Below are 20,648 nucleotides of genomic sequence, written 5' to 3'. Positions count from 1 at the left end.
CCGGTGCGCTGCACCGGGCTTTTTTCCTGAAAGAATCGTGAACAACGCATGATCGACTGGCCCATCCTGGCGGCTGCCGCCTTCTTTGCCGGCATGGTCGACGCCGTCGTCGGCGGCGGCGGACTGATCCAGATTCCGGTGCTGCTGGCGCAGTTTCCGCAAACAGCGATCCCGACGCTGTTCGGCACCAACAAAATAGCGAGCATCGCCGGCACCGGCGCCGCGCTGTGGCGCTACTCGCGCAGCGTGCGCATTCCCTGGCTGGTGGTACTGCCGGCGACGCTGGCGGCGCTGGTCGGCGCCTGGGGCGGCGCCGCGCTGGTCGCCTGGCTGCCGCGCGAGACGATGCGTCCGCTGGTCGTCGTGCTGATGATAGTGGTGGCCGTCTACACCTTCATGCGCAAGGATCTCGGCCAGCATGCGACGCGCGAGCTCAATGCCGCCGACCGCTGGAAAGGCGCACTCTTCGGCGGCGTCATCGGCCTCTACGACGGTTTCTTCGGGCCGGGCACCGGCAGCTTCCTGATCTTCGGCTGCGTGCGCCTGTTCGGCATGGATTTCGTGCAAAGCTCGGCCAGCGCCAAGATGATCAATTTCGCCACCAATCTTTCGGCGATTGCCTTCTTTGCCGGCCACGGCCCGATCCTGTGGCAGATCGGCTTGATCATGGCGGTGTGCAACCTCGCCGGCTCCTACCTCGGCGTCCGGCTGGCGCTCAAGCACGGCGCCGGTTTCATCCGCAAGGCTTTCCTCGGTGTGGTGGTGGTGCTCATCGCCAAGCAGATCGCCGACCTGATCGGCTGATGCCGCTGCTACCATAGCCCGCAGCTCGGCCTCCAGGCACTTTCCAACCACTCCCCGCTCCGCGCATCCCCAGCGAACCGACGCCGATGCCCCAAGCCCGCACGCTCCGCGCGCTGTCCCTGCTGCTGCTCTGCCTGCTGCTGGTCGGGCTATGCGGCTTCTCGGCCTACCGCATCGGCCAGCGTCTCGGCATCGCCGAGCTGCAGGCGACCGGTCTGCACCGACTGGAAATCTACGCCGGCAGCCTCGAACGCGAGATCAGCAAGTACGCCTTCCTGCCCGGCACGCTGAGCCTCGAGCAGGAGGTGCTCGACGTGCTTGCCGGCAAGGTTGACAGACGCACGCGCGAACGCGTCAATGCCTACCTGGAAAAGCTCAACGAGCGCGCCGGCACGCTCTCGATCTACATCATGGATACGCAGGGCCGCGTGCTGGCGACGAGCAACTGGCGGCGGCCGGACAGCTTTCTCGGCGAAGACCTGTCGTTCCGCCCCTACTTCAAGGACGCGCTCGTCAGCGGCAGCGGCCGCTTCTTCGGCATCGGCACCACGCGCAGCGAACCCGGCTACTACCTCGCCACAGCGCTGACCGGCGACAAGGGAACGCTCGGCGTGGCGGTGACCAAGGTCAGCCTCGAACAGCTGGAAAAGTCGTGGGCGACGGTCGAAGCGCCGGTGTTCGTCGCCGACGAGAACGGCGTCGTCATCCTTTCGGCCGTTCCCGGCTGGAAATTCACCGCACTGCGCGGGCTCGACGACGCCACCCGCGCCAACTTCGAGCGCACGCAGCAGTACAACCGGCGCCCGCTGCCGCCGCTCGGCCTGCAGCAGCTGGCGACCTATGAGGGCGGCACGCGGCTGGTGCGCATTGCTACGACGCGACCGGAAACCGTTTCGGTCTATCCGGTGAGCGGGCGCTTCCTCGAACAGTCGCGCGCGCTGCCCGGTACGCCGTGGACGCTGACCGTGCTCTCGCAACTCGAGCAGGTCGACGAACTGGCGCAGAGCCGCGCCGCGCTGGCCGCCATTGCCGCCGCCTGCCTGTGCATGCTCGGCATCATCGTCAACGAGCGCCGCCGCCACCTGCGCGACCGGCTGGCGGCGCGCGAGGAACTGCAGCGCGCGCACGACCAGCTCGAACGCAAGGTCGAGGAGCGCACCGCCGACCTATCCACCGCCAACCAGCAGCTGCAGGACGAGGTGGGCGAGCGCATCCGCGCCGAACGCACGCTGCGCGCGGCGCAGGACGAGCTGGTGCAGGCCGGCAAGCTGGCCGTGATCGGCCAGCTTTCGGCCGGCATCGCGCACGAACTCAACCAGCCGCTGGCGGCGCTGCGCACGCTCTCGGCCAACGCCGGCAAGTTCCTCGAACGCGGCGACGTCGACACCACGCGCACCAACCTCGGCCGCATCGCCGAGATGGTCGACCGCATGGGGCGCATCAGCGGCCAGCTGCGCACCTTCGCGCGCAAGTCGAGCGGGCAGAGCGCCGAAGTGCCGCTGTGCCGCGCGCTCGACAACGCGCTGGCGCTGCTCGAATCGCGGCTGCGCCGCGCCGGCGCCGTGGTCGAACGCAGCTGCCCGAGCGAAGACCCGGTGGCCCTGTGCGACGCCAACCGGCTCGAGCAGGTGCTGGTGAACCTGATCGGCAACGCGCTCGACGCCATGGCCGGCCAGCCACAGCCGCGCCTCGAAGTCGGCTGGGAATGCAGCGAGACGCAGGTGCGCCTGCACGTGCGCGACCACGGGCCGGGCCTTTCCGACGAGGCGGCGGCGCACCTGTTCGAGCCCTTCTTCACCACCAAAGCCGCCGGCGACGGACTCGGCCTCGGGCTGGCGATTTCCGCCGGCATCGTGCGCGATTTCGGCGGCCACCTGCACGGCGCCAACCATCCCGACGGCGGCGCCGTGTTCACCCTCGAACTTCCTCTCGCGGCACGCCATGACTGACAACCCGACCCCGCTAAGCACGCTGATCATCGAAGACGACCCCGACGTCGCGCTCGGCTGCGCGCAGGCGCTGCAGCTCGAAGGCCTGATCGCCGAGTGCGTCGGCAGCGCCGAGCTGGCGCGGCGACGCCTCTCGGCCGACTTTCGCGGCATCGTCGTCAGCGACGTGCGCCTGCCCGGACAGGACGGCATGAGCCTATTGCGCGAGCTGCAGTCGCTCGACGCCGAACTGCCGGTGGTGCTGATCACCGGCCACGGCGACGTGACCATGGCGGTGCAGGCGATGAAGGACGGCGCCTACGACTTCCTGCAGAAGCCCTTCGCACCCGAGCAGCTGGTCGACGTGGTGCGCCGCGCCATCGAGAAGCGCCGCCTAGTGCTCGAAGTGCGCGACCTGCGCCGGCAGCTGGAACAGCGCGAGCATCTGGCGGCGCGGCTGATCGGTGATTCGAGTGGCATGGCGCGCGTGCGCGAACTGATCGGCGCGCTCGCCAGCAGTGCCGCCGACGTGCTGATCCACGGCGAAACCGGCACCGGCAAGGAACTCGTCGCGCGCTGCCTGCACGACGCCAGCCCGCGCCGGCGCGGCAACTTCGTCGCCATCAACTGCGGCGGCCTGCCGGAAACGCTGTTCGAGAGCGAAATCTTCGGCCACGAGGCCGGCGCCTACACCGGTGCCGGCAAGCGCCGCATCGGCAAGATCGAGCACGCCAACGGCGGCACGCTGTTCCTCGACGAAATCGAGAGCATGCCGCTGGCGATGCAGATCAAGCTGCTGCGCGTGCTGCAGGAACGCACGCTCGAACGGCTCGGCTCGAACACGCCGATTGCCATCGACTGCCGAGTCATTGCCGCCACCAAGGAAGACCTGCTCGCGCTCGCCGGCCAGGGGCGCTTTCGCGCCGACCTTTACTATCGGCTGTCGGTGGCGACGCTGCCGCTGCCACCGCTGCGCGAGCGGCGCGAGGACATCCCGCTGCTGTTCGAGCACTTTCTGCTGCAGGCCGCGGCGCGCCACCAGCGCCCGCCGGTGCAGCCGCAGTCCGGCCGTATCCGCCAGCTGATGGGCTACCCGTGGCCGGGCAACGTGCGCGAACTGCGCAACGTCGCCGACCGCTGCGTGCTCGGCATTGAGGGCGGCTCGCCGCCCTTCGGCGAAGCCACCGCCGACGCGGCCGGCAACACCGCGCGGCCGCTGGCCGAGACGGTGGAAGCCTTCGAACGCGCGCTGATCGCCGACGCCCTGCGCCGCCACGGATCGCTCGCGCGCACCGCCGAAGCGCTGGCCATCGCCAAGACGACGCTGCACGACAAGGTGCGCAAGTACGGTCTGGCGGAATGAGCAGCAAGCCAGCCAGACGCCGCGCAGCGCTATAATTGCTTCCGCTGGCCGGTGCAAGGCCGCCAGCTTTTCAATCAAAACAGGCTTCCTGGATATGTTGGAGATTGTCGCAATCCGATAACTGCCGCGCTTTTCGGTGTGCCAGTTATCGCTATGCAAAGAATCGGTGACGACCCTATGGGTCAGTCGCCTGTCATGCATTTTGATTGCTTGAGAATCTCCACAATGAACATTTCAAAGCCTGAGCAGAGGACGCTGCACGTCCTCGCCAAGGGCGGTCGCATCGTGCACAGCCGCGATGCCGCTGGCCACATCTCTTCGATCGACTGTTACACCCGCGACGGCCTGCTGCTGGCGGACTGCACGCTGCCCGTCTTCAAGAAGCTGCGCAGCAAGCGCCTGATCGCCTCGCAGAACGGACAGCCCTACCGCATCAACAAGGCTGGCCTGCGCGCGGTTCGTGCACAGCTCGACAACCAGTAAGCCACTGCGGGCAGGGCCAGCCGCTGGCCCTTGCCCGCTCACACCTGCAAGGAACACACACCATGGACATCCCACGCATCTTCAACATCAGCGAAAGCGCCCACCGCATTCACAACCCTTTCACCGCGCAGAAGTTTGCAACGCTCGGCGAGGCCCTGCGCCTCGAACCCGAAAACCGCGTGCTCGACCTCGGCAGCGGCTCGGGCGAAATGCTGTGCACCTGGGCGCGCGATCACGGCATCGTCGGCACCGGCGTCGACATGAGCCCGCTCTTCACCGCGCAGGCAAGGCACCGCGCCGAAGAACTCGGCGTCAGCGGGCAAGTCAGCTTCATCCATGGCGACGCCGCCGGCTACGTTGCCGACGAAAAGGTCGATGTGGCGGCGTGCGTCGGCGCCACCTGGATCGGCTGCGGCGTTGACGGCACGGTCGAGCTACTGGCAAGGAGCCTGCGCAGCGGCGGAATCATCCTGATCGGCGAGCCCTACTGGCGACAAGTGCCGCCGACGGAGGAAATCGCCAGGGGCTGCCTTGCCCAATCGGTTGCCGACTTTATGGCGCTGCCCGAACTGCTCGCGTCCTTCGGCCAACTCGGCTACGACGTCGTGGAAATGGTTCTCGCCGACCAGGACGGCTGGGACCGCTACGAGGCGGCCAAATGGCTCACCCTGCGCCGCTGGCTGGACGCCAACCCCGACGACGAGCTGGCGGCGGAAGTGCGAACCCTGCTGAACACGGAACCGACGCGCCATGCCACCTACACGCGTGAATACCTCGGCTGGGGAGTGTTCGCGCTGATGGCGGGGTAGGGGGTTGGGAGAGCGGCGTTCACCGGCTTCGGGGAGATGCGGGCGTATTTCGGGTCGGGGGACGGGCGTTCTCCATGCTTGGCTACCAGATCGGCCTTTGCGGTCGGTAGCTGACGAGGGTGGCTCAGCGTAACGAACGTCCGCTCCCAGTCCCGACAACCGCTCACTCCCGAGCTATTCCGGTCATTGGCGCCCTAAGAAAGCGGTCGCTCAACGGTTGAAATCACCGGCCTGCGCGGCTATTCGCGCATGTCCGGTGGATTATGGGTTGGGCGTCAGTTCTGCGACTTTTCTATTACCCATTGGATGTTGTCCATGTAGTCGGCCAAATCTATTTTGCGGAGAGTAAACGCGTCTGCGACTTGCACTGGAACCAGAGCTGTACCGTAGGGCGTCCCGTCTTTTAGGACTAACGAGATTCCAGCTCTATCCAACGCATTCCGTGTGGAAGGATCAAGAAGGATTCCAACACTGAGTTGATCGAGCATTTGAGAGGCGTGTATTAGTGCGTGCCGTGCTGGTCTGCCCTGGCGATCACGTACGACAAGAACACCATCTCGCTTAACACATTTCCATGCAACACTCTCGAAGCCAACGGTTGACAGGCCGTGGGCGATATGCAGCAGCGTAGCCGACAGGCGCCTGTTGATTGTCGGAATTCCCAATGCGTGCAATTCTGGCATGTGCTCTATGTAGGTAATTGTGTTAGCGAGCCGCGTTGCCGTGTGTATTCGTAAAAGCCAATGCCACACCTTTCTGAGTCGATGTAAGCCGAGTCGACGAACGTGAGCAGTTCCCTTCCCATATTTGATTTCGATTGTCCGCGGCCCGACTAGCTGAAACGTCTTGTGGGCCGCAATATTGCGCCACTGATTAATATTGATTGATAATTCAGGGTCCGTCAGCAACGCCGATGCTTGACTGCGCAGACTGCCCGGAAACTCAGCAACAAGGGCACCGAAATCCATCTTAGTGACGTCGTTCGGCCACGGGTTCCCGGAGCATCTTTGCGCGAACGAAAACAGAATCTGGAGTTGGGGTTTGAAGCAACCCTCGGCAACCCCATCGATTGTAGAAAACAACTGATAGATCTTGTCGTGTATAGCTGCATCTGCCTCAAGCGGAACCGAAGTTTCAAACATGTTTAGCCATCGGTCGTCCGATGTCTGCATATTCGCAAAGTACTTTAGTAAATTTTCGTACGCCCCTTGGCGATCAATCCGAAGAACCCGACGATGCAAACGCAAACACCACGAAAGAAGGTATGTGTATTCTGGAAATAGAGCAATGCGCGCAAGATTTCTTAGTTCGATGTGGAACGAGTCAATGTTCTTGCTTAATTGCTGCTGGCGACGAAAGTACGGCGTGAATGCGCTTCGTGTGGCAATGCTCCAATCATCTCTAGTAAATGCCTTGGAAAGTTGGTGTTCCTTAAGTGATCGGACAAGTTTGCGCATTCTCTAGTCGCAACGTCATCTGTCTATGACGCCCAACGTGGAAGTGAGGGGCAGCCGGAGTGCGAAGCACGGGGGGAAGCAACAAGCGCAGCTTGTTGGCTGTCCCGCTCGACTGCAGGGTTAAACATCAACGCGCGAACAGCCGTCTGAAGAAAATCGCGATTAATAGCCATAGCGCGTAGGATTTTCCAAGACTGTCGTAGCCGTGTATCTCGCTTGTTCTTCGGAAAAGCGAACCTGGAGCAACACGCTTTGCAGCGCATCTAAGTCTCTCGACCGCGCCGCTGCGTCGAAGGCTTCCATCAAGCCGAAGTGATATAGCCGCTCATTTACGGTCATTCCTTGAATGGATTGATCGGACACTGTTATTGGTCCTAATGTCTAACGTGGACTTTCTAAAAGACGGAAAATAATCCGCCATCGCGTCAAATAATCTTGAGCTTTGCGATGAAATCTATTTGAAAACATAGATGTAGGAACTTTTAGCACACCCTAATCAAACCCGTCTTTCCGTAAAATCAAGAGCTGGCGCCTGAACCACCCCGGAGGGCATTGCCTTGCTCAGAATTTGTCGATAGCTGCCAGCGATTCGCTGATTATTCGGTGGAAATGCGAATCTCACCGGCACGTAGGTCCGCTATGGAGCCGCCGTGCCGCTGCCCCCTTCTGGCCGAAAGCGCCAATATAGCACCTCGGCATATACGTCCACAAAGACCGAATACACGTCAATCGACCCGCACGATTGCTGTACTTACACCGGGACCACACCCGAGCCGACAGGGTAGCGCCTGCAACCGCCTTTACAACAAAAGCGCCCCGGAATGCCCTTTTCCCGCTGCCACGCCATTCTTCAATCCTCAACGTCACCCATACGCATGGCAATCGGCCGCACCAGCAACGTTGGCATCGGCGCGGTGACTGGCACTCGGCTGCACCACGCCGTTTTTGCCACTCCGGCGCCGTAGCGCTGCGTGCCCTCATGCCAGCGACCGGGCGCGCACCGCTTTCTGGCATGATGCCGGATGCGTGCATCGACTCGCACGCCCCCCCACCTCATCAGAACGAAACATGCATCTGCGCTTTCCCTCCCGATTCCGCGCGGCCCTGGCGTTGAGCCTGGCGCTGCTGGCCTTCGGGACGTCTCCTGCGTGCGCGCTGGAGCGGGTGGCGCTGCAGTTGAAATGGACGCACGCCTTCCAGTTTGCCGGCTACTACGCGGCGGCCGAGAAGGGCTTCTACCGCGACGTCGGGCTGGACGTCGACATCCGCGAGGCACGGCCGGGGAGCGATCCGGTCAGGAGCGTGGTCGACGGCCAGGCTGAATACGGCGTCGGCAACAGCAGCCTGCTGCTGGCACGCAGGAGCGGCCAGCCGGTGGTGGCGTTGGCAGTGGTATTCCAGCATTCGCCGCTGGTGCTGCTGGTCCGCGCGAGCGATGCCACGCAGGGCATTCACGATCTCGTCGGCAAGCGCTTCATGATCGAGCACCAGTCGGACGAACTGATCGCCTACCTGCGCCAGGAAGGCATTTCGCCGGAGCGCATCACCCTGCTCCCGCACAGCTTCCGCTATCAGGACCTCGTTGACGGCAAAGTCGATGCGATGTCGGCCTACGTCACCAACGAAACCTATTACCTCGATCAGGCCGGGATCAGCTACCACACCTACACGCCCCGCGCCGCCGGCATCGATTTCTACGGTGACAACCTGTTCACCACCGAGCGCGAAATCGCCCAGCGCCCGGACCGCGTGCGCGCCATGCGCGAGGCCAGCCTGCGTGGCTGGCAGTATGCGATGGAGCACCCGGAAGAAATTGCCGAGCTGATCCACGCCAAATACTCGCAGCAGCATCCGCGCGACTTCTATATGGCCGAGGCGCGGCGCATGGCGCCGCTGCTGCGCACCGACCTGATCGAGGTTGGCTACATGAATCCGGGGCGCTGGCGCCATATTGCCGACACCTACGCCGATCTCGGCCTGCTGCCGCGCGCCTACCCGCTCGACGGTTTTCTCTACGACCCGAGTCCCGAGCCCGACCGCACCCCCTGGTATGTGGCGCTGGCGATCCTCGTGCTGGCGAGTGGCGCTGCGGTGTTCGTGTACCGCTTCAACCGCCGTCTCAGCCACGCCCTCACCGAAAGCCGGACGGCGCAGGAAGCGCTGCGCGTCTCCGAGGAGCGCCACCGGCTGCTTGCCGACCACGCCACCGACGTCATCTGGACGATGAACCTGGCCGGCCAGATCACCTACGTCAGTCCGTCAGTGGAAAAGCTGCGCGGCTACAGCTGCGCGGAAGTCCTGCGCCAGTCGATCGACGAACTGGTGACGCCGGAATCGGCGCCCATCGCGCTTGACGCGCTCGCGCGCACGGTCGCCGCGGCAAATGCGGGCCTGCCGATTCCCGAGTTCCGCGGCGAGCTGGAGCAACCGTGCAAGGACGGCAGCACGGTGTGGACCGAAGTCACCACCGCCGGCATGAAGAACGCCGCCGGCGAGTTCGTCTGCATTCTCGGCGTGACACGCGACATCAGCGAACGCCGCCAGATGGAAGCGCAGGTGCGGCAACTGGCCTTCCACGATCCGCTCACGCAGCTGCCCAACCGCCGCCTGCTCGACGACCGGCTGCATCTGGCCATGGCCGCGATGCGGCGCGGCGGCGGCTATGGCGCCTTGATGTTCATCGACCTCGACAACTTCAAGCCGCTCAACGATGCGCACGGACACGAAGCCGGCGATCAGTTGCTGATCGAGGCCGCCCGCCGCCTGCGTAGCTGCGTGCGCGAGCTGGACACGGTGGCGCGCTTCGGCGGCGACGAGTTCGTGGTGATGATCAGCAGTCTCTCGGCCGGACGCACGGAATCGTCGCGCCAGGCCAGCCAGATCGCCGAGAAGATTCGCATCGCGCTCGCCGCGTCCTACGCGCTGAGCGTCCCCAAGGCCGATGGCAACGCGCTCGCCATCGCGCACCGGTGCACGGCGAGCATCGGGCTGACGCTGTTCTGCGGCGACGACGCCTGCGCCGAGGACATTCTCCAGCGCGCCGACACGGCGATGTATCAGGCCAAGGTGGGCGGCCGTGACGCGGTGCGTCTGGCCGAGGAAGCCGACGCCACCCGGCAGGTGAGCGACGCCGACCGGATGAAGCTCCTGCATCTCGTCTGGCATGCCGACTACGCGTGCGGCCATGCGCTGATCGACCAGCAGCACCGCAAGCTGTTCGAGGACGCCAACGCGATCATCGCCGCACTGCTCGCCGATCTGCCGAACGACAGGATGCGCCCCCTTATCGACACGTTGATGAACGACGTGGCGCAGCACTCGCGCGACGAGGAAGCGGTCCTCGCAGAGATCGGATTCGCCGATGCCGCCGCGCACGCCCGCATCCACGGCCAGCTGCTCGACCAGGCCGTGGCGCTCGCCGGCCGGTACGACGCGGGCACGCTGGCGCTCGGCGAACTGCTCCAGTTCCTCGTTCAAGACCTGGTGGCGCGGCACATGCTCGGTGACGACCGGCGCTTCTTCCCCCTACTGCGGGGAATCGCCACCGGGAGCGCGGCCGCCGCGGGCTGACGCCGCGCTATCGGCATACCGAACACGCGGACGGGGCCGACGCCCCGCACCGTCTTGAACCTGCGCGTAGGTTAAAAGTCGCAGCCGCCCGGCAGCAGGCGCTCGTATTCTTCCTGAACGACCGCGTAACACTCGCAGACGCGCTTTTCGAGCTCGGCACGGTCGCGGATGGTGATGCGGCCGCGGGCGAGCGCCAGCAGCTCGTCTTTTTCCAGCTGGCCGAGAATCTGGGTGACGCTTTCGCGGCGAACGCCGAGCAGTTTGCTGATCGCCTCGTGCGTGATCGCCAGCACATCGCCGTCGCTGCGGTCGAGCGACATCAACAGCCAGCGGCACATGCGCTGATCCAGCGAATGGTGCTGGTTGCAGACGGCAGTCTGCGAGGTCTGCGCGATCATCGCCTGCGTGAACAGCAGCGCCACGTGCTGCAACTGCCCGCCGAGCGAGAACTCGTGCTTCATCACCTTGCGGCTGAGCCGGTAAGCCTGGCCGGCGCTCTGCACATCGGTGCTGGTCGGCATGCTCTCGCCACCCATGAAGATCGAGATGCCGACCATGCCTTCGTTGCCGACCAGCGCCGTTTCGCTTGATGAGCCGTCTTCGAGCGAGTAGATCAGCGAGACGATCCCGGAGACCGGGAAGTGCAGATAGTTCACGTGATCGCCCGACTCCGACATCGTCCAGCCCTTGGGCATGTCGACGAGTTCAAGCTCGCTCAGCAGACGTTCGTAATCCTTGGCGGGAAGCGACGCCAGCAGGCGGTTGCGCTTCGGGTCCGGCAGGCTGTGCGGTTTCTTTTTCTTGGTCATGTAGGCCAGTCCGTTGGGGAAAGGCATGCGCGCGCAGCAAGCTCGAGTTGCCTGCCCGGCAGCCATCGAGAAAACCCGGTTCGCACACTGCGAACGGCGGCACTCGCCCGGTGGCGGATTCTACCGCGGAAGTGTTTCAGCCCCCTGCGCAAGCTTCTGCCGACGCTTGCGTTCGCGGTGCAGGGCCGGGCAGCAGACGGCACGCCAGGCACTAACAGTAAATACTCTGTCGCTTTGTGAATTTATGCGCTAGAGTATTTTCATATTTGAGGAGACATCCATGGGGCGTTCCGCCGTCAGGTTGTTGCCACGTAGTGCGCGGTTGCTCACCGATCTGGGTGAGAGGATCAGGCTCGCCCGGCTCCGGCGCGGCATCACCAGCGAACAGATGAGTGAGCGTGTCGGCGTCAGCCTGGTCACTTACCGCAAGATCGAGTCGGGCGATGCCTCGGTGGCAATGGGGCACTATCTGGCGGCGCTGCAGGTGCTGCAGTTGCAGTCCGATCTGGCGCTGGTGGCACGCGAGGATGCCAGCGGACGGCTGCTGCAGGACAGCAAGCTGCTCGCGCCGGCAAAGCGCCGGCGGATTTCGCGCACGCTGCCGCGAGCAGCGGCAGAGGCGCCCGCGGCAGTTCCGGCGACCGTGCCGGACGAGCCGGTGAGCGGCGAAGGCGCGGTCAGCAATCGCGACTTCCTGCACCTGTTGGAGCGGGACTGAGCCATGTCGCGCGAACTCGCGCTCCATGCGGACTGGGCGCAGACCGGCGAGCCGACCTGCTTTGCCAAGCTGCACTGCCATCGCGCCGGGCGGAGCGAAACCTTCGAACTGGAGTTGCTGGCAGACGAAATTCCGCGACTCGAAAGCCTGGGCGCGCCGCTCGATCCTGCCATCCGCTGGCTGCGCGGACCGCAGTACCCCGCCCAGGGGCACAAGAGCTTCGGCCTGTTGCAGGACATCGCACCCGACCGCTGGGGGCGCACGCTGATCGAGCGGCGTTTCGAGCGGGACAGGAAAGCCGGGCGTGTCGAGCCGGGCGCGCGCCTGATCGAATCCGATTACCTGATCGGCGTACACGACCTCTTCCGCGTCGGGGCGATCCGTCTGCGCGTCGATGACGCCGGCCCCTTCGTCGCCGATCAGACCGGCATGGCCGCGCCGCCGATGACCCGTCTGCGCGAACTCGAACACGCCTGCCGCGAGATCGAAAAAGGCGAAGACAGCGCCGCCGTCGACGAATGGCTACGTCTGCTGCTCGCGCCCGGTGGCTCGCTCGGCGGCGCCCGGCCGAAAGCGGGTGTGGTCGACGCGGCCGGCAATGCCTGGATCGCCAAATTCCCCAGCCTGCACGACAGTTACGATCTCGGCGCCTGGGAGCATCTCACCTACATCCTCGCCGAAGCCGCAGGACTGCGCGTCACCGCTGCCGAGTCAAACCGCTATGCCTCGGCACAGCGCACTTTCCTCGTGCGCCGCTTCGACCGGCCGGCGCCGCAGTTGCGCCGCCACTTCGCCTCGGCGATGACGCTCACCGGGCATGTCGATGGCGAAGACGCGTCCACCGGCGTCTCCTATCTGGAGATCGCGCAGGTGCTCTACGACCATGGTGCGCAGGCAAGGACAGACCTGCGCGAGCTGTGGCGCCGCGTTGTCTTCAACCTGTGCGTGAGCAATTGCGACGACCACCTGCGCAATCACGGCTTTCTGCTGGCGCCCGGCAGGGGCTGGGAGCTATCGCCCGCCTACGACCTCAACCCGACGCCCGCCGCCCGCGGCCTCAAGCTCAACATCACCGAAAAGGACAACGCGCTGGACCTCACGCTGGCGATGGAAGTCGCCGAGTACTTCCGCTACACGCCCGCTGAGGCAGAAACGGAGATCGCGCGGATTCAAAAGATCGTCCGGCAGTGGCCGAAGATCGCCGATGCGCTGGGAATTGCCCGCAGGGAGCAGGAGTGGATGGCGCCGGCGTTCCAGCTCGCCGGCTAGCCGCCCCGGCGCCGCAGCCGGCTAGAAGTCGCAGCCGGCCGGGCAGACGTAATGCGATAGCGCGTGCACGTCAGGAATGAAGTAGCCACGCCCCTGCTTGGCGATGAGGCCTTTTTCTTCCAGCTCGCGGAAGGCGCGCGAGAGGTGCGAGTCGCTGATTCCCAGGCGCGAGGCGAGCTTGTTGCGCGGGATGGCCAGATGCAGGCTGTGCGTGCCATCGGGCGAATCGGGCCGGCGGTCGAAGTGGCAGACGAGGTAGCAGACCAGCCGCGCCGCGGCTTTCTTGGTGCAGAAGGTGAGTACGTCGCGGCTCACGTAGTCGATACGTTCGGCGACGAGTGCCATCAGCCGCCGTCCGAAGGCCGGGTACGTGGCCATCCATTCGCCGACCAGCGGCTCGGGCAGTTGCAGCACGGCGGCCTGGGTGAGGCTGCGCGCCGAATACGGCAGCGCGCGCCCGTCGAACAGGCTTTCTTCGCCAAGCGTGCCGCCGATCTGGGCAAAGTCGACGATCTTCTCGCGGCCGGTAGCGTCGACGACGAAGGTTTCGATGGTGCCGTGGGCAATCACCCACAGCCCCGGCTGCGGCATGCCGGCTTCGAGGAATACGGTATCCGGCGGCAGGCGCAACTGCTCGCCCTCGCCCGCCGACAGCGCCGCGTCGACCACCGGCGGCGGCAGGTCGCTGAGCAACTGCGCCGATTTGATCAGGGCAATTTCGGTATCACTGAAAGGCATGCTCCGTTCCCTCTTCTCCGCTGCTGTCGGTAGTGAGCGGAGTGACCGTCACGGCAACGTCGAGTTGCTGTTCACCGCCACCGAGAATCACGCCACGCATCGGCGAAACGTCGGTGAAATCGCGCCCCCAGGCGAGCGTGACGTGCTCGTGCGTGGGCAACATGGAATTGGTCGGATCGAAATCGACCCAACCGAATTTCGGACAGAAAACGGAGACCCAGGCGTGCGACGCGTCGGCGCCGATCAGGCGCGGTTCGCCGGGTGGCGGCTGCGTCAGCAGGTAGCCGCTGACGTAGCGCGCGGATAAGCCGAGCGAACGCAGGCAGGCGAGCATCAGGTGCGCAAAGTCCTGGCAGACGCCGCGGCGGCGCTGCAAGACCTCGCGCACCGGCGTCGATACTGTCGTCGCTTCCGGGTCGAAATCGAACTCGTCGAAGATGCGCTGCATCAGCGCGTAGGCCGACTGCAGCAGCGGCCGGCCGGGCAGGAAGGAGTGGCTGGCAAAGTCGGCAAAGTCGCGGCCGACCTCGACTGCTGGTGACTCAAACTGGAAGCAGCTCACTTCCGGCTGCGCCGGCGTGCCGTGGTAGGCCAGCGTGCGACTGACGTCTTCCCAGGACGGCGACGCCGCCAGCCAGTCGCCCGAGCCGGGCTGCAGCGAGCCGCCGCTGCGCGGTATCAGCGCCACGACGCTTTCGGCACGCACGTGCAGGAACTGGTGCGGCGCCTCGATGGCGAACTCGTTGACCAGATTGCCGAGGGCGTCGATGCGCTCGCGCTGGCAGGTCGGTAGCGGCTCGACGAAGAGGCGGTGCGAGCGGCAGTTCTGCCACAGCGTATCGCGCGGCGTCAGGTGCAGCAGCTGGCGCGACAGCGAAACCGGCACGCTGTAGGCGTAACGCGTTTCGTGCACCACGTGGTAGAGGAGTGTCGACAGCATCAGGCAGCGAGCGTCTGCCGGCCGACATCGCCGACGTGGGTGAAGTAGCGCATGGCCAGCTGTTCCGAGAGCCAGTAGGCCGAGGAAGCGACGGTGTCGAGCCGCGCCGCCAGTGCCAGGCGCGCGGCACCGACGAGGCCCGGCGGCGAATCGGCGGCGAAGGGAGCGAGATCGAGCGCCAGCAGCCCGTCAAGATCGCGGCGCAGCGCGTCGACGCCCGGCTCGCCGAGTTCGCCGGCCAGCGGCTGCAGGTAGCGGATCAGGCTCTTCAGCTGGAAGCAGACGGCGTGCGGATTGCTGTCGTCGAGCACGATCAGGTCGAGCGCCGGCAGCAGCTCGGGGATGTTCATGTAGCGCGCGCGGTAGGTGATGATGCTGTCGCCAACCTCAAGCAGCCATTCGATGCTGCCTTCGCTGCGCGCCGATTCGAGGCGCAGGAAGCAGGCCAGCGCGTTGGCGAGAAACATCAGCCGCTCGATGCGCCGGCCGATGATCAGGAAGCGGCGGCCGTCGTCGCGCGTCATGCTGTCCATGGCAAAACCAGCCAGCGCCGACGAGGCGAGCAGCACGCGGTCGAGGAAGGCAAGCGCTTCGCTGGCGTCGATATGCGCGCCGCCGCTACCCGAAAGATCGGCCTGCAGGCGGTTGAGCGCGTGCCAGTGGTCGCCGGAGAAGCGTTCGCGCACCTGCGCGCCGCTGCGCAACAGGCGGCGGATGTCGCCGGCCAGCGCGCGACTCTGCTGTTCCTCGTAGATGGCCGCGAGCAGCGCGTTCTGCAGTTCGGCGGCCTTCAGCGTGCCGCCGCCGGCCGGCAGCAGCCCCAGCTGGTGGCAGAGATCGGCGGCCGAAACCAACGCCGGCTGCGTGTCGGCGCCGGCTTCGATCAGGCGCGAAAGCACGGTGCGCAGGAGACGCGCGCTGTCGTCACAGCGCTCGGCGTAGCGGCCGAACCAGTAGAGGTTTTCGACGGCGCGCGACGACAGGTTGCGCCCGCTGCGCACCAGATCGCCGACGCCGATGTCGCCCTTGGCCAGGCTGAGCGCGGCATTGGTCGAGCCGCCGAGCACCCAGCAATCCTTGGACAGGCCGCCACGCTGCATCGAGACGACGCGCGTGTTGCTGCCGGCAACGCGCGTCAGCCCGCCGGGCATGACGACGTAGCCGTTGGGCGTTGCCGCGGCATAGACGCGCAGGCCGACGCCGCGCGGCTGCAGACGCAGACCGGCGGCACCGGCCCAGGCCGGCGCCTGCGAAAACTCGACCAGTTCCTGCGCCGTCCATTGCTGCGGCTGCGCGCGCAGGCGTTCGATCATCGCCGCGCGACCGGCGGCGTCGAGGTCGGCGCCGAACACCGGCTCGATGCGCTGCGCCGGGAAAGCGCCCTTGATCACCAGCCGTTCGAGGTAGCTGCAGGTGAATTCGAGCGCCGCCGGTTCGCCGCACCACCACGAGGCCACCGCCGGCATCTGCAGTGTTTCGCCGAGCAGCGCGCGGCAGGCGCCGGGCAGGAAGCCGGACAGCGCGCCCGATTCGATCAGGCCGCTGCCGATCGCGTTGGCGACGAGCACGCGTCCGGCGCGCACCGCCTGCACCAGTCCGGGCAGGCCGAGCGCCGAGTCGCCGCGCAGTTCGAGCGGATCGCAGTAGTCGTCGTCCTGCCGGCGCAGGATGGCATGCACGCGGCGCAGCCCGGAAAGCGTGCGTAGGTAGACCGTTTCGCCGCGCACCGTCAGGTCCTGGCCTTCGACCAGCGGCAGACCAAGGTGACGCGCCAGCCAGGCGTGTTCGAAGTAGGTTTCGTTGGCCGGCCCCGGCGTCAGCAGGACGATCAGCGGCGTTTCGTCACCACAGGGCGCCCAGTGCGCAAGGCTGTCCTGCAGCGCACGAAAGAAGGTGCCGAGCGACTGCACCTTGAGGTCGCGGAAGGCTTCGGGAAAGACGCGCGAGACGATCTGCCGGTTGGCCAGCGCGTAACCGGCGCCGGAAGGCGCCTGCGTGCGGTCGGCGACGACCCACCAGGTGCCGTCGGGCGAGCGCGCCAGATCGGCGGCGTAGAGATGCAGATGCACGCCGCCGGGCGGCACGATGCCGTGACAGGGCCAGAGGAAACCGCTGTGGCCGTAAATCAGCGCCGGCGGCAGGCGGCCTTCGCGCAGCAGGCGCTGTTCGCCGTAGATGTCGGCAAGCAGGGCATTGAGCAGGCGCGCGCGCTGGCTGACTGCGGCGGCGATGCCGCGCCATTCGTCGGCGCCGAGGATCAGCGGCAGCGGATCGAGCTCCCACGGCCGGTCGGCGCCCTGCGGATCGCTATAGACGTTGTAGGCGACGCCGTTTTCCTGGATGCGCCGGCGCAGGATGTCGGCACGGCGGCGCATCTCTTCCGGCGTCGCCGTCGCCAGCCTCTCGACGAAGGCGCGCCAGTCGGGACGCACAGTTCCGGCCGCATCGATCATTTCGTCGAAGCGGTTGTTGCTAGCCGGGTAGTTCGACAGCAAGGTGCGCGGCATTTCGGCGGGGCGTGGCGCGCAAGCGCCACGACTGTTGGGAGGCGTTCTCAGTCTAACGTAAACACGGGCCGACCAAGACAGCCTGCGCAGGCACGGCGAACTGCGCCGTCGCAGCGCCACCGGAGTCTGTGACAACGGCATGGCGCGTGCCGCCGCCAGCGTCTATGCTGATCGTATAGCAAGCCGCGACCGGCGCACGCTCGATGCCGACCAACCCGACACACAAACCTCGCGGAGAACTCCATGATCCGAAGCAGCGATTATTCCAGGCGAATCGGCGTGAGCGCCGTTGCGCCAGCCGCCCGAAGCACCCGTCTGGCCGCTGGCGTCTGCCTGCTTGCGGCGGCCATGCTGCACGCAGGCGCCTGCCGCGCCGACGCGCTGCAGCCCCTGCCGGCGCTGAACATCGACATCACGCAGACCTCGCTGTCGGGAATTTCCTCGGGCGGCTTCATGGCGGCGCAATTCCAGGTAGCGCATTCGTCGATCGTCAAGGGCGCCGGCATCGTCGCCGGCGGCCCGTTCTACTGTTCGCAAAACAGCGTCGTCACCGCGACGACGCGCTGCTCCTGTACCGGCGAACCCTATCTGCATTGCGCGGTCAGCGCGAACAGTGCCGACGTTCCGGCGCTGCTCGCCGCCACCGCCAGCATGTTCAGCCGCAAGCTGATCGACGATCCGGCCAATCTGCAGGCACAGCGCGTCATCAGCATTGCCGGCGGCAAGGATGCGCTGGTGCCAAAACCGATTGCCGCGCAACTGGCCGACTACTACCGTGGCGTCGGCGTGCCGGCGCAGAACATCAGCATGGTGACGCTCGACAACGCCGGTCACACGCTGCCGACAACCGATTTCGGCAAGGCCTGCGCGCTGACCGAAGAGCCCTACCTCGGCAAATGCGGTTTCGACAGCGCCAGGTCGATCCTCGGCTGGATCTACGGACCGCTGCAGCCGCGCACGGGCAACAAGGCGAAAGGACGCTTCATCCGCTTCGACCAGAAACCCTTCATACCCAACGACGAGAGCATCAACTTCGCGTGGAATTCGGGCATCGACAGCAGCGGCTGGGTCTATGTGCCGGACAGCTGCGCCAGGGGGGCGCCTTGCCGCCTGCACATCGCGCTGCATGGCTGCAAGCAGGGGCAGAGCTACCTGCCGCTGCAAGCGCCGCCCGGCGGCGGGCTGTATTACGGAACGACCTTCGTGCGCAACGCCGGTTACGACCGCTGGGCCGACAACAACCGGCTGGTGATCCTGTTCCCGCAGGCCTTGTCGATCCCGGCGCGCAACCCGAACGGCTGCTGGGACTGGTGGGGGTATACCGGCGCCAACTACGCCAACCAGAAAGGCGTGCAGATCCTCGCACTGCGCGCCATGACCGAACGCCTTGCCGCCGGCGCCCGCCGCTGAGTTGCAGCGCAGGCGCTGCTACGCGCCGCAGCCTACTGGCTCAGAAGGTTGACCAGTCGGGGTCGGGTAGTTCGGAGAAGGCCTGACGCAGGCGCTGGCTCCACTGCGCGCGGATCTGGCTGAAGTACACGTTGTCCTGCGTGATCGAACAGTGCTGGCGAACGCGGAAGGAGTCGCGCTCGTAGATCAGCAGGTCGAGCGGCAGGCCGACCGAGAGGTTCGAGCGGATGGTCGAATCCATCGACACCAGCGCACATTTGGCGGCCTGCTCGAGCGTCATCTCGCGCCGCGTGACGCGGTCGACGATCGGCTTGCCGTACTTCGACTCGCCGATCTGGAAGTAAGGCGTGTCGTCCGAGGCTTCGATGAAGTTGCCGGCGGCGTAGATATGGAACAGCCGCTGTTCCTCGCCGGCGATCTGGCCGCCGAGAATCATCGACGCGTTGAAGTCGATGCTGAACTCGTGCAAGGCGTCGGCATCGCGCTCGTACACCTCGCGCAGCACCGAACCGATGTGGCGTGCCGCCTCGAACAGGTTGGGCACGTTGAACAGGTTCTCGCCCTCGCTGTCGGCGATGCGCTCGCGCAGCATCGTCACCACCGACTGGCTGATCGACAGGTTGCCGGCCGTCAGCAGCGTCAGCACGCGCTCGCCCGCTTGCTCGAAAACCGCCATCTTGCGGAAGGTGTTGATGTGGTCGACGCCGGCGTTGGTGCGCGAATCGGAGAGGAAAACAAGGCCGGCATTGAGCCGCATGGCAACGCAGTAGGTCATTTTCGCTTCGGATTCGGTACGGTGATTGGGCATAGGCGGCGCAGGATAACGGGCGTCCTGCGCCGGGTCAAAGGCAGCCTTGCTGCGAAATACGCTGGCATCGCCCGCCCGATGGCAAGGCGAACGCCTCAGCTGGCGGTCGCCAGGAAGTCGCTGTTGATGCGTTCGCCGAGGTCGAAGATGCTGTCCATGAAGTCGGTGAGGTAAGGGTGCAGGCCATGCGCCATGATGTCGTCAAGCCGCGCATAACGCAATTGCGCACTGAGCAGGCCGGCACGACGGACGGTTTCGGCCGACTGCGCATTGGCGACCAGGTCGAGCGCGCGCGCGATACCGGCGGTACAGGCGCGCAATGAGCGCGGCATGTCCTCGCGCAGCATCAGCAGTTCGGCGACGCGCGCCGGCGTGATCACGTCACGATAGACCTTGCGATAGACCTCGAACGCCGACAGCGAGCGCAGCAGCGCACCCCACTGGTAGAAGTCGGTCGTCTCCTCGTCGCCGTTCGGGCGCAGCACGTGGTACTTGACGTCGAGGATGCGCGCCGTATTGTCGGCGCGTTCGAGCTTGCCGCCGAGGTGGATGAACGACAGCGCTTCGTCCTGCAGCATGGTGCCGAAGGTGACGCCGCGCGTCATCGCCGAGCGACGCTTGACCCAGTCGAAGAACTCGCTGACGCCGCCGGCAAGAATGCTGTCGAAATTCTGCGTGCGCATCTCCAGCCAGGTGACGTTGATGCTTTCCCACATTTCGGCGGTGAGCGTGCCACGAACGGCACGCGCGTTCTCGCGCGCGCTGCGCAGGCAGCTGATGATCGACGAAGGATTGTGGCTGTCGGCGACCATGAAGCGCAGGACGTTCTCGGCGGTGACGCGGTCGAAGGAAACGGCGAAAGCCGATTCGAGACTGTTCAGCGCGAGGATCGCGCCCCAGTTGCGTTCCTCGGCGTCGACGGTCTGCGGCACCAGAGACATCTGGTAGGTGACGTCGAGCAGACGGGCAAGATTTTCGGCGCGCTCGGTGCAGCGCGACATCCAGTAGAGGTGATCGGCGGTACGGCTCAGCATG

Annotated in this window: 16 protein-coding genes; 9 read left to right on the top strand and 7 right to left on the bottom strand. The window is 65.6% G+C overall.

Annotated elements, in window-relative coordinates:
• Window positions 1–48 precede the first annotated feature (48 nt).
• The 5 genes from GGD90_RS12220 to GGD90_RS12200 all read left to right on the top strand — a co-directional run bounded on the left by GGD90_RS12220 (window position 49) and on the right by GGD90_RS12200 (window position 5,387).
• A complete protein-coding gene (locus GGD90_RS12220) occupies window positions 49–804 on the top strand; it encodes a sulfite exporter TauE/SafE family protein (RefSeq protein ID WP_153117310.1) in 756 nt (251 codons plus the stop codon).
• A gap of 86 nt (window positions 805–890) precedes the next feature.
• Window positions 891–2,753, top strand: a complete 1,863-nt coding sequence (locus GGD90_RS12215; protein ID WP_153117311.1) for a sensor histidine kinase — start codon at window positions 891–893, stop codon at window positions 2,751–2,753.
• On the top strand, window positions 2,746–4,095 hold the full coding sequence (locus GGD90_RS12210; RefSeq protein ID WP_153117312.1) for a sigma-54-dependent transcriptional regulator: 1,350 nt from the start codon (window positions 2,746–2,748) through the stop codon (window positions 4,093–4,095). The genes GGD90_RS12215 and GGD90_RS12210 overlap by 8 nt, the downstream gene beginning before the upstream one ends.
• A gap of 225 nt (window positions 4,096–4,320) precedes the next feature.
• The gene (locus GGD90_RS12205) at window positions 4,321–4,578 is read left to right on the top strand and encodes a YjhX family toxin (RefSeq protein ID WP_153117313.1); all 258 of its coding nucleotides are present in this window, start codon (window positions 4,321–4,323) and stop codon (window positions 4,576–4,578) included.
• A gap of 62 nt (window positions 4,579–4,640) precedes the next feature.
• Window positions 4,641–5,387, top strand: coding sequence for an SAM-dependent methyltransferase (locus GGD90_RS12200; protein WP_153117314.1), 747 nt, complete (start codon window positions 4,641–4,643; stop codon window positions 5,385–5,387).
• A 275-nt stretch (window positions 5,388–5,662) separates the two neighbouring features.
• Here GGD90_RS12200 and GGD90_RS12195 read toward each other — a convergent pair whose 3' ends face one another.
• Window positions 5,663–6,844, bottom strand: a complete 1,182-nt coding sequence (locus tag GGD90_RS12195; RefSeq protein ID WP_153117315.1) for a hypothetical protein — start codon at window positions 6,842–6,844, stop codon at window positions 5,663–5,665.
• Window positions 6,845–7,912: 1,068 nt separating this feature from the next.
• Here GGD90_RS12195 and GGD90_RS12190 point away from each other — a divergent pair.
• On the top strand, window positions 7,913–10,414 hold the full coding sequence (locus tag GGD90_RS12190) for an ABC transporter substrate-binding protein (RefSeq protein ID WP_184415156.1): 2,502 nt from the start codon (window positions 7,913–7,915) through the stop codon (window positions 10,412–10,414).
• Window positions 10,415–10,485: 71 nt separating this feature from the next.
• On the opposite strand, the gene GGD90_RS12185 is transcribed toward GGD90_RS12190, so the two are convergent.
• Window positions 10,486–11,250, bottom strand: a complete 765-nt coding sequence (locus GGD90_RS12185; protein ID WP_228273770.1) for a Crp/Fnr family transcriptional regulator — start codon at window positions 11,248–11,250, stop codon at window positions 10,486–10,488.
• 253 nt (window positions 11,251–11,503) lie between these two features.
• On the opposite strand from GGD90_RS12185, the gene GGD90_RS12180 reads away from it, so the two are divergent.
• Both GGD90_RS12180 and GGD90_RS12175 read left to right on the top strand, forming a co-directional pair.
• On the top strand, window positions 11,504–11,941 hold the full coding sequence (locus tag GGD90_RS12180) for a helix-turn-helix domain-containing protein (RefSeq protein ID WP_153117317.1): 438 nt from the start codon (window positions 11,504–11,506) through the stop codon (window positions 11,939–11,941).
• Between the two features lie 3 nt (window positions 11,942–11,944).
• On the top strand, window positions 11,945–13,210 hold the full coding sequence (locus GGD90_RS12175) for a type II toxin-antitoxin system HipA family toxin (RefSeq protein ID WP_153117318.1): 1,266 nt from the start codon (window positions 11,945–11,947) through the stop codon (window positions 13,208–13,210).
• 21 nt (window positions 13,211–13,231) lie between these two features.
• On the opposite strand, the gene GGD90_RS12170 is transcribed toward GGD90_RS12175, so the two are convergent.
• From GGD90_RS12170 to GGD90_RS12160, 3 genes are read right to left on the bottom strand one after another with little or no spacing between them, the layout of a single operon-like run.
• Complete coding sequence (locus GGD90_RS12170) at window positions 13,232–13,948, bottom strand: Crp/Fnr family transcriptional regulator (protein WP_153117319.1); 717 nt, start codon at window positions 13,946–13,948, stop codon at window positions 13,232–13,234.
• Entirely contained in the window at window positions 13,935–14,888 is a 954-nt protein-coding gene (locus GGD90_RS12165; protein WP_153117320.1) for a transglutaminase family protein, read from the bottom strand. Before GGD90_RS12165 ends, GGD90_RS12170 begins: the two co-directional genes overlap by 14 nt.
• Complete coding sequence (locus GGD90_RS12160; protein WP_153117321.1) at window positions 14,888–17,395, bottom strand: circularly permuted type 2 ATP-grasp protein; 2,508 nt, start codon at window positions 17,393–17,395, stop codon at window positions 14,888–14,890. Before GGD90_RS12160 ends, GGD90_RS12165 begins: the two co-directional genes overlap by 1 nt.
• A gap of 243 nt (window positions 17,396–17,638) precedes the next feature.
• Between GGD90_RS12160 and GGD90_RS12155 the strand changes: the two genes are divergently transcribed.
• Entirely contained in the window at window positions 17,639–18,805 is a 1,167-nt protein-coding gene (locus GGD90_RS12155; protein ID WP_228273771.1) for an extracellular catalytic domain type 2 short-chain-length polyhydroxyalkanoate depolymerase, read from the top strand.
• 40 nt (window positions 18,806–18,845) lie between these two features.
• On the opposite strand, the gene GGD90_RS12150 is transcribed toward GGD90_RS12155, so the two are convergent.
• Together GGD90_RS12150 and GGD90_RS12145 are read right to left on the bottom strand one after the other, a co-directional pair.
• On the bottom strand, window positions 18,846–19,580 hold the full coding sequence (locus GGD90_RS12150) for a proteasome-type protease (protein WP_153117322.1): 735 nt from the start codon (window positions 19,578–19,580) through the stop codon (window positions 18,846–18,848).
• Window positions 19,581–19,708: 128 nt separating this feature from the next.
• On the bottom strand, window positions 19,709–20,647 hold the full coding sequence (locus GGD90_RS12145) for an alpha-E domain-containing protein (RefSeq protein WP_153117323.1): 939 nt from the start codon (window positions 20,645–20,647) through the stop codon (window positions 19,709–19,711).
• Between the last annotated feature and the right edge of the window lies 1 nt (window position 20,648).

The organism is Rhodocyclus tenuis (assembly GCF_014197755.1).
Lineage (GTDB): Bacteria > Pseudomonadota > Gammaproteobacteria > Burkholderiales > Rhodocyclaceae > Rhodocyclus > Rhodocyclus tenuis.
Note: the sequence above shows the minus strand (reverse complement) of the source record. Positions and strands in the feature narration are given on the sequence as shown.

Coding starts and splice junctions, on each gene's coding strand:
- GGD90_RS12220 (WP_153117310.1), top strand. CDS start 49: ATGATCGACTGGCCCATCCTGGCGGCTGCCGCCTTCTTTGCCGGCATG.
- GGD90_RS12215 (WP_153117311.1), top strand. CDS start 891: ATGCCCCAAGCCCGCACGCTCCGCGCGCTGTCCCTGCTGCTGCTCTGC.
- GGD90_RS12210 (WP_153117312.1), top strand. CDS start 2,746: ATGACTGACAACCCGACCCCGCTAAGCACGCTGATCATCGAAGACGAC.
- GGD90_RS12205 (WP_153117313.1), top strand. CDS start 4,321: ATGAACATTTCAAAGCCTGAGCAGAGGACGCTGCACGTCCTCGCCAAG.
- GGD90_RS12200 (WP_153117314.1), top strand. CDS start 4,641: ATGGACATCCCACGCATCTTCAACATCAGCGAAAGCGCCCACCGCATT.
- GGD90_RS12195 (WP_153117315.1), bottom strand. CDS start 6,844: ATGCGCAAACTTGTCCGATCACTTAAGGAACACCAACTTTCCAAGGCA.
- GGD90_RS12190 (WP_184415156.1), top strand. CDS start 7,913: ATGCATCTGCGCTTTCCCTCCCGATTCCGCGCGGCCCTGGCGTTGAGC.
- GGD90_RS12185 (WP_228273770.1), bottom strand. CDS start 11,250: ATGCCTTTCCCCAACGGACTGGCCTACATGACCAAGAAAAAGAAACCG.
- GGD90_RS12180 (WP_153117317.1), top strand. CDS start 11,504: ATGGGGCGTTCCGCCGTCAGGTTGTTGCCACGTAGTGCGCGGTTGCTC.
- GGD90_RS12175 (WP_153117318.1), top strand. CDS start 11,945: ATGTCGCGCGAACTCGCGCTCCATGCGGACTGGGCGCAGACCGGCGAG.
- GGD90_RS12170 (WP_153117319.1), bottom strand. CDS start 13,948: ATGCCTTTCAGTGATACCGAAATTGCCCTGATCAAATCGGCGCAGTTG.
- GGD90_RS12165 (WP_153117320.1), bottom strand. CDS start 14,888: ATGCTGTCGACACTCCTCTACCACGTGGTGCACGAAACGCGTTACGCC.
- GGD90_RS12160 (WP_153117321.1), bottom strand. CDS start 17,395: ATGCCGCGCACCTTGCTGTCGAACTACCCGGCTAGCAACAACCGCTTC.
- GGD90_RS12155 (WP_228273771.1), top strand. CDS start 17,639: ATGATCCGAAGCAGCGATTATTCCAGGCGAATCGGCGTGAGCGCCGTT.
- GGD90_RS12150 (WP_153117322.1), bottom strand. CDS start 19,580: ATGACCTACTGCGTTGCCATGCGGCTCAATGCCGGCCTTGTTTTCCTC.
- GGD90_RS12145 (WP_153117323.1), bottom strand. CDS start 20,647: ATGCTGAGCCGTACCGCCGATCACCTCTACTGGATGTCGCGCTGCACC.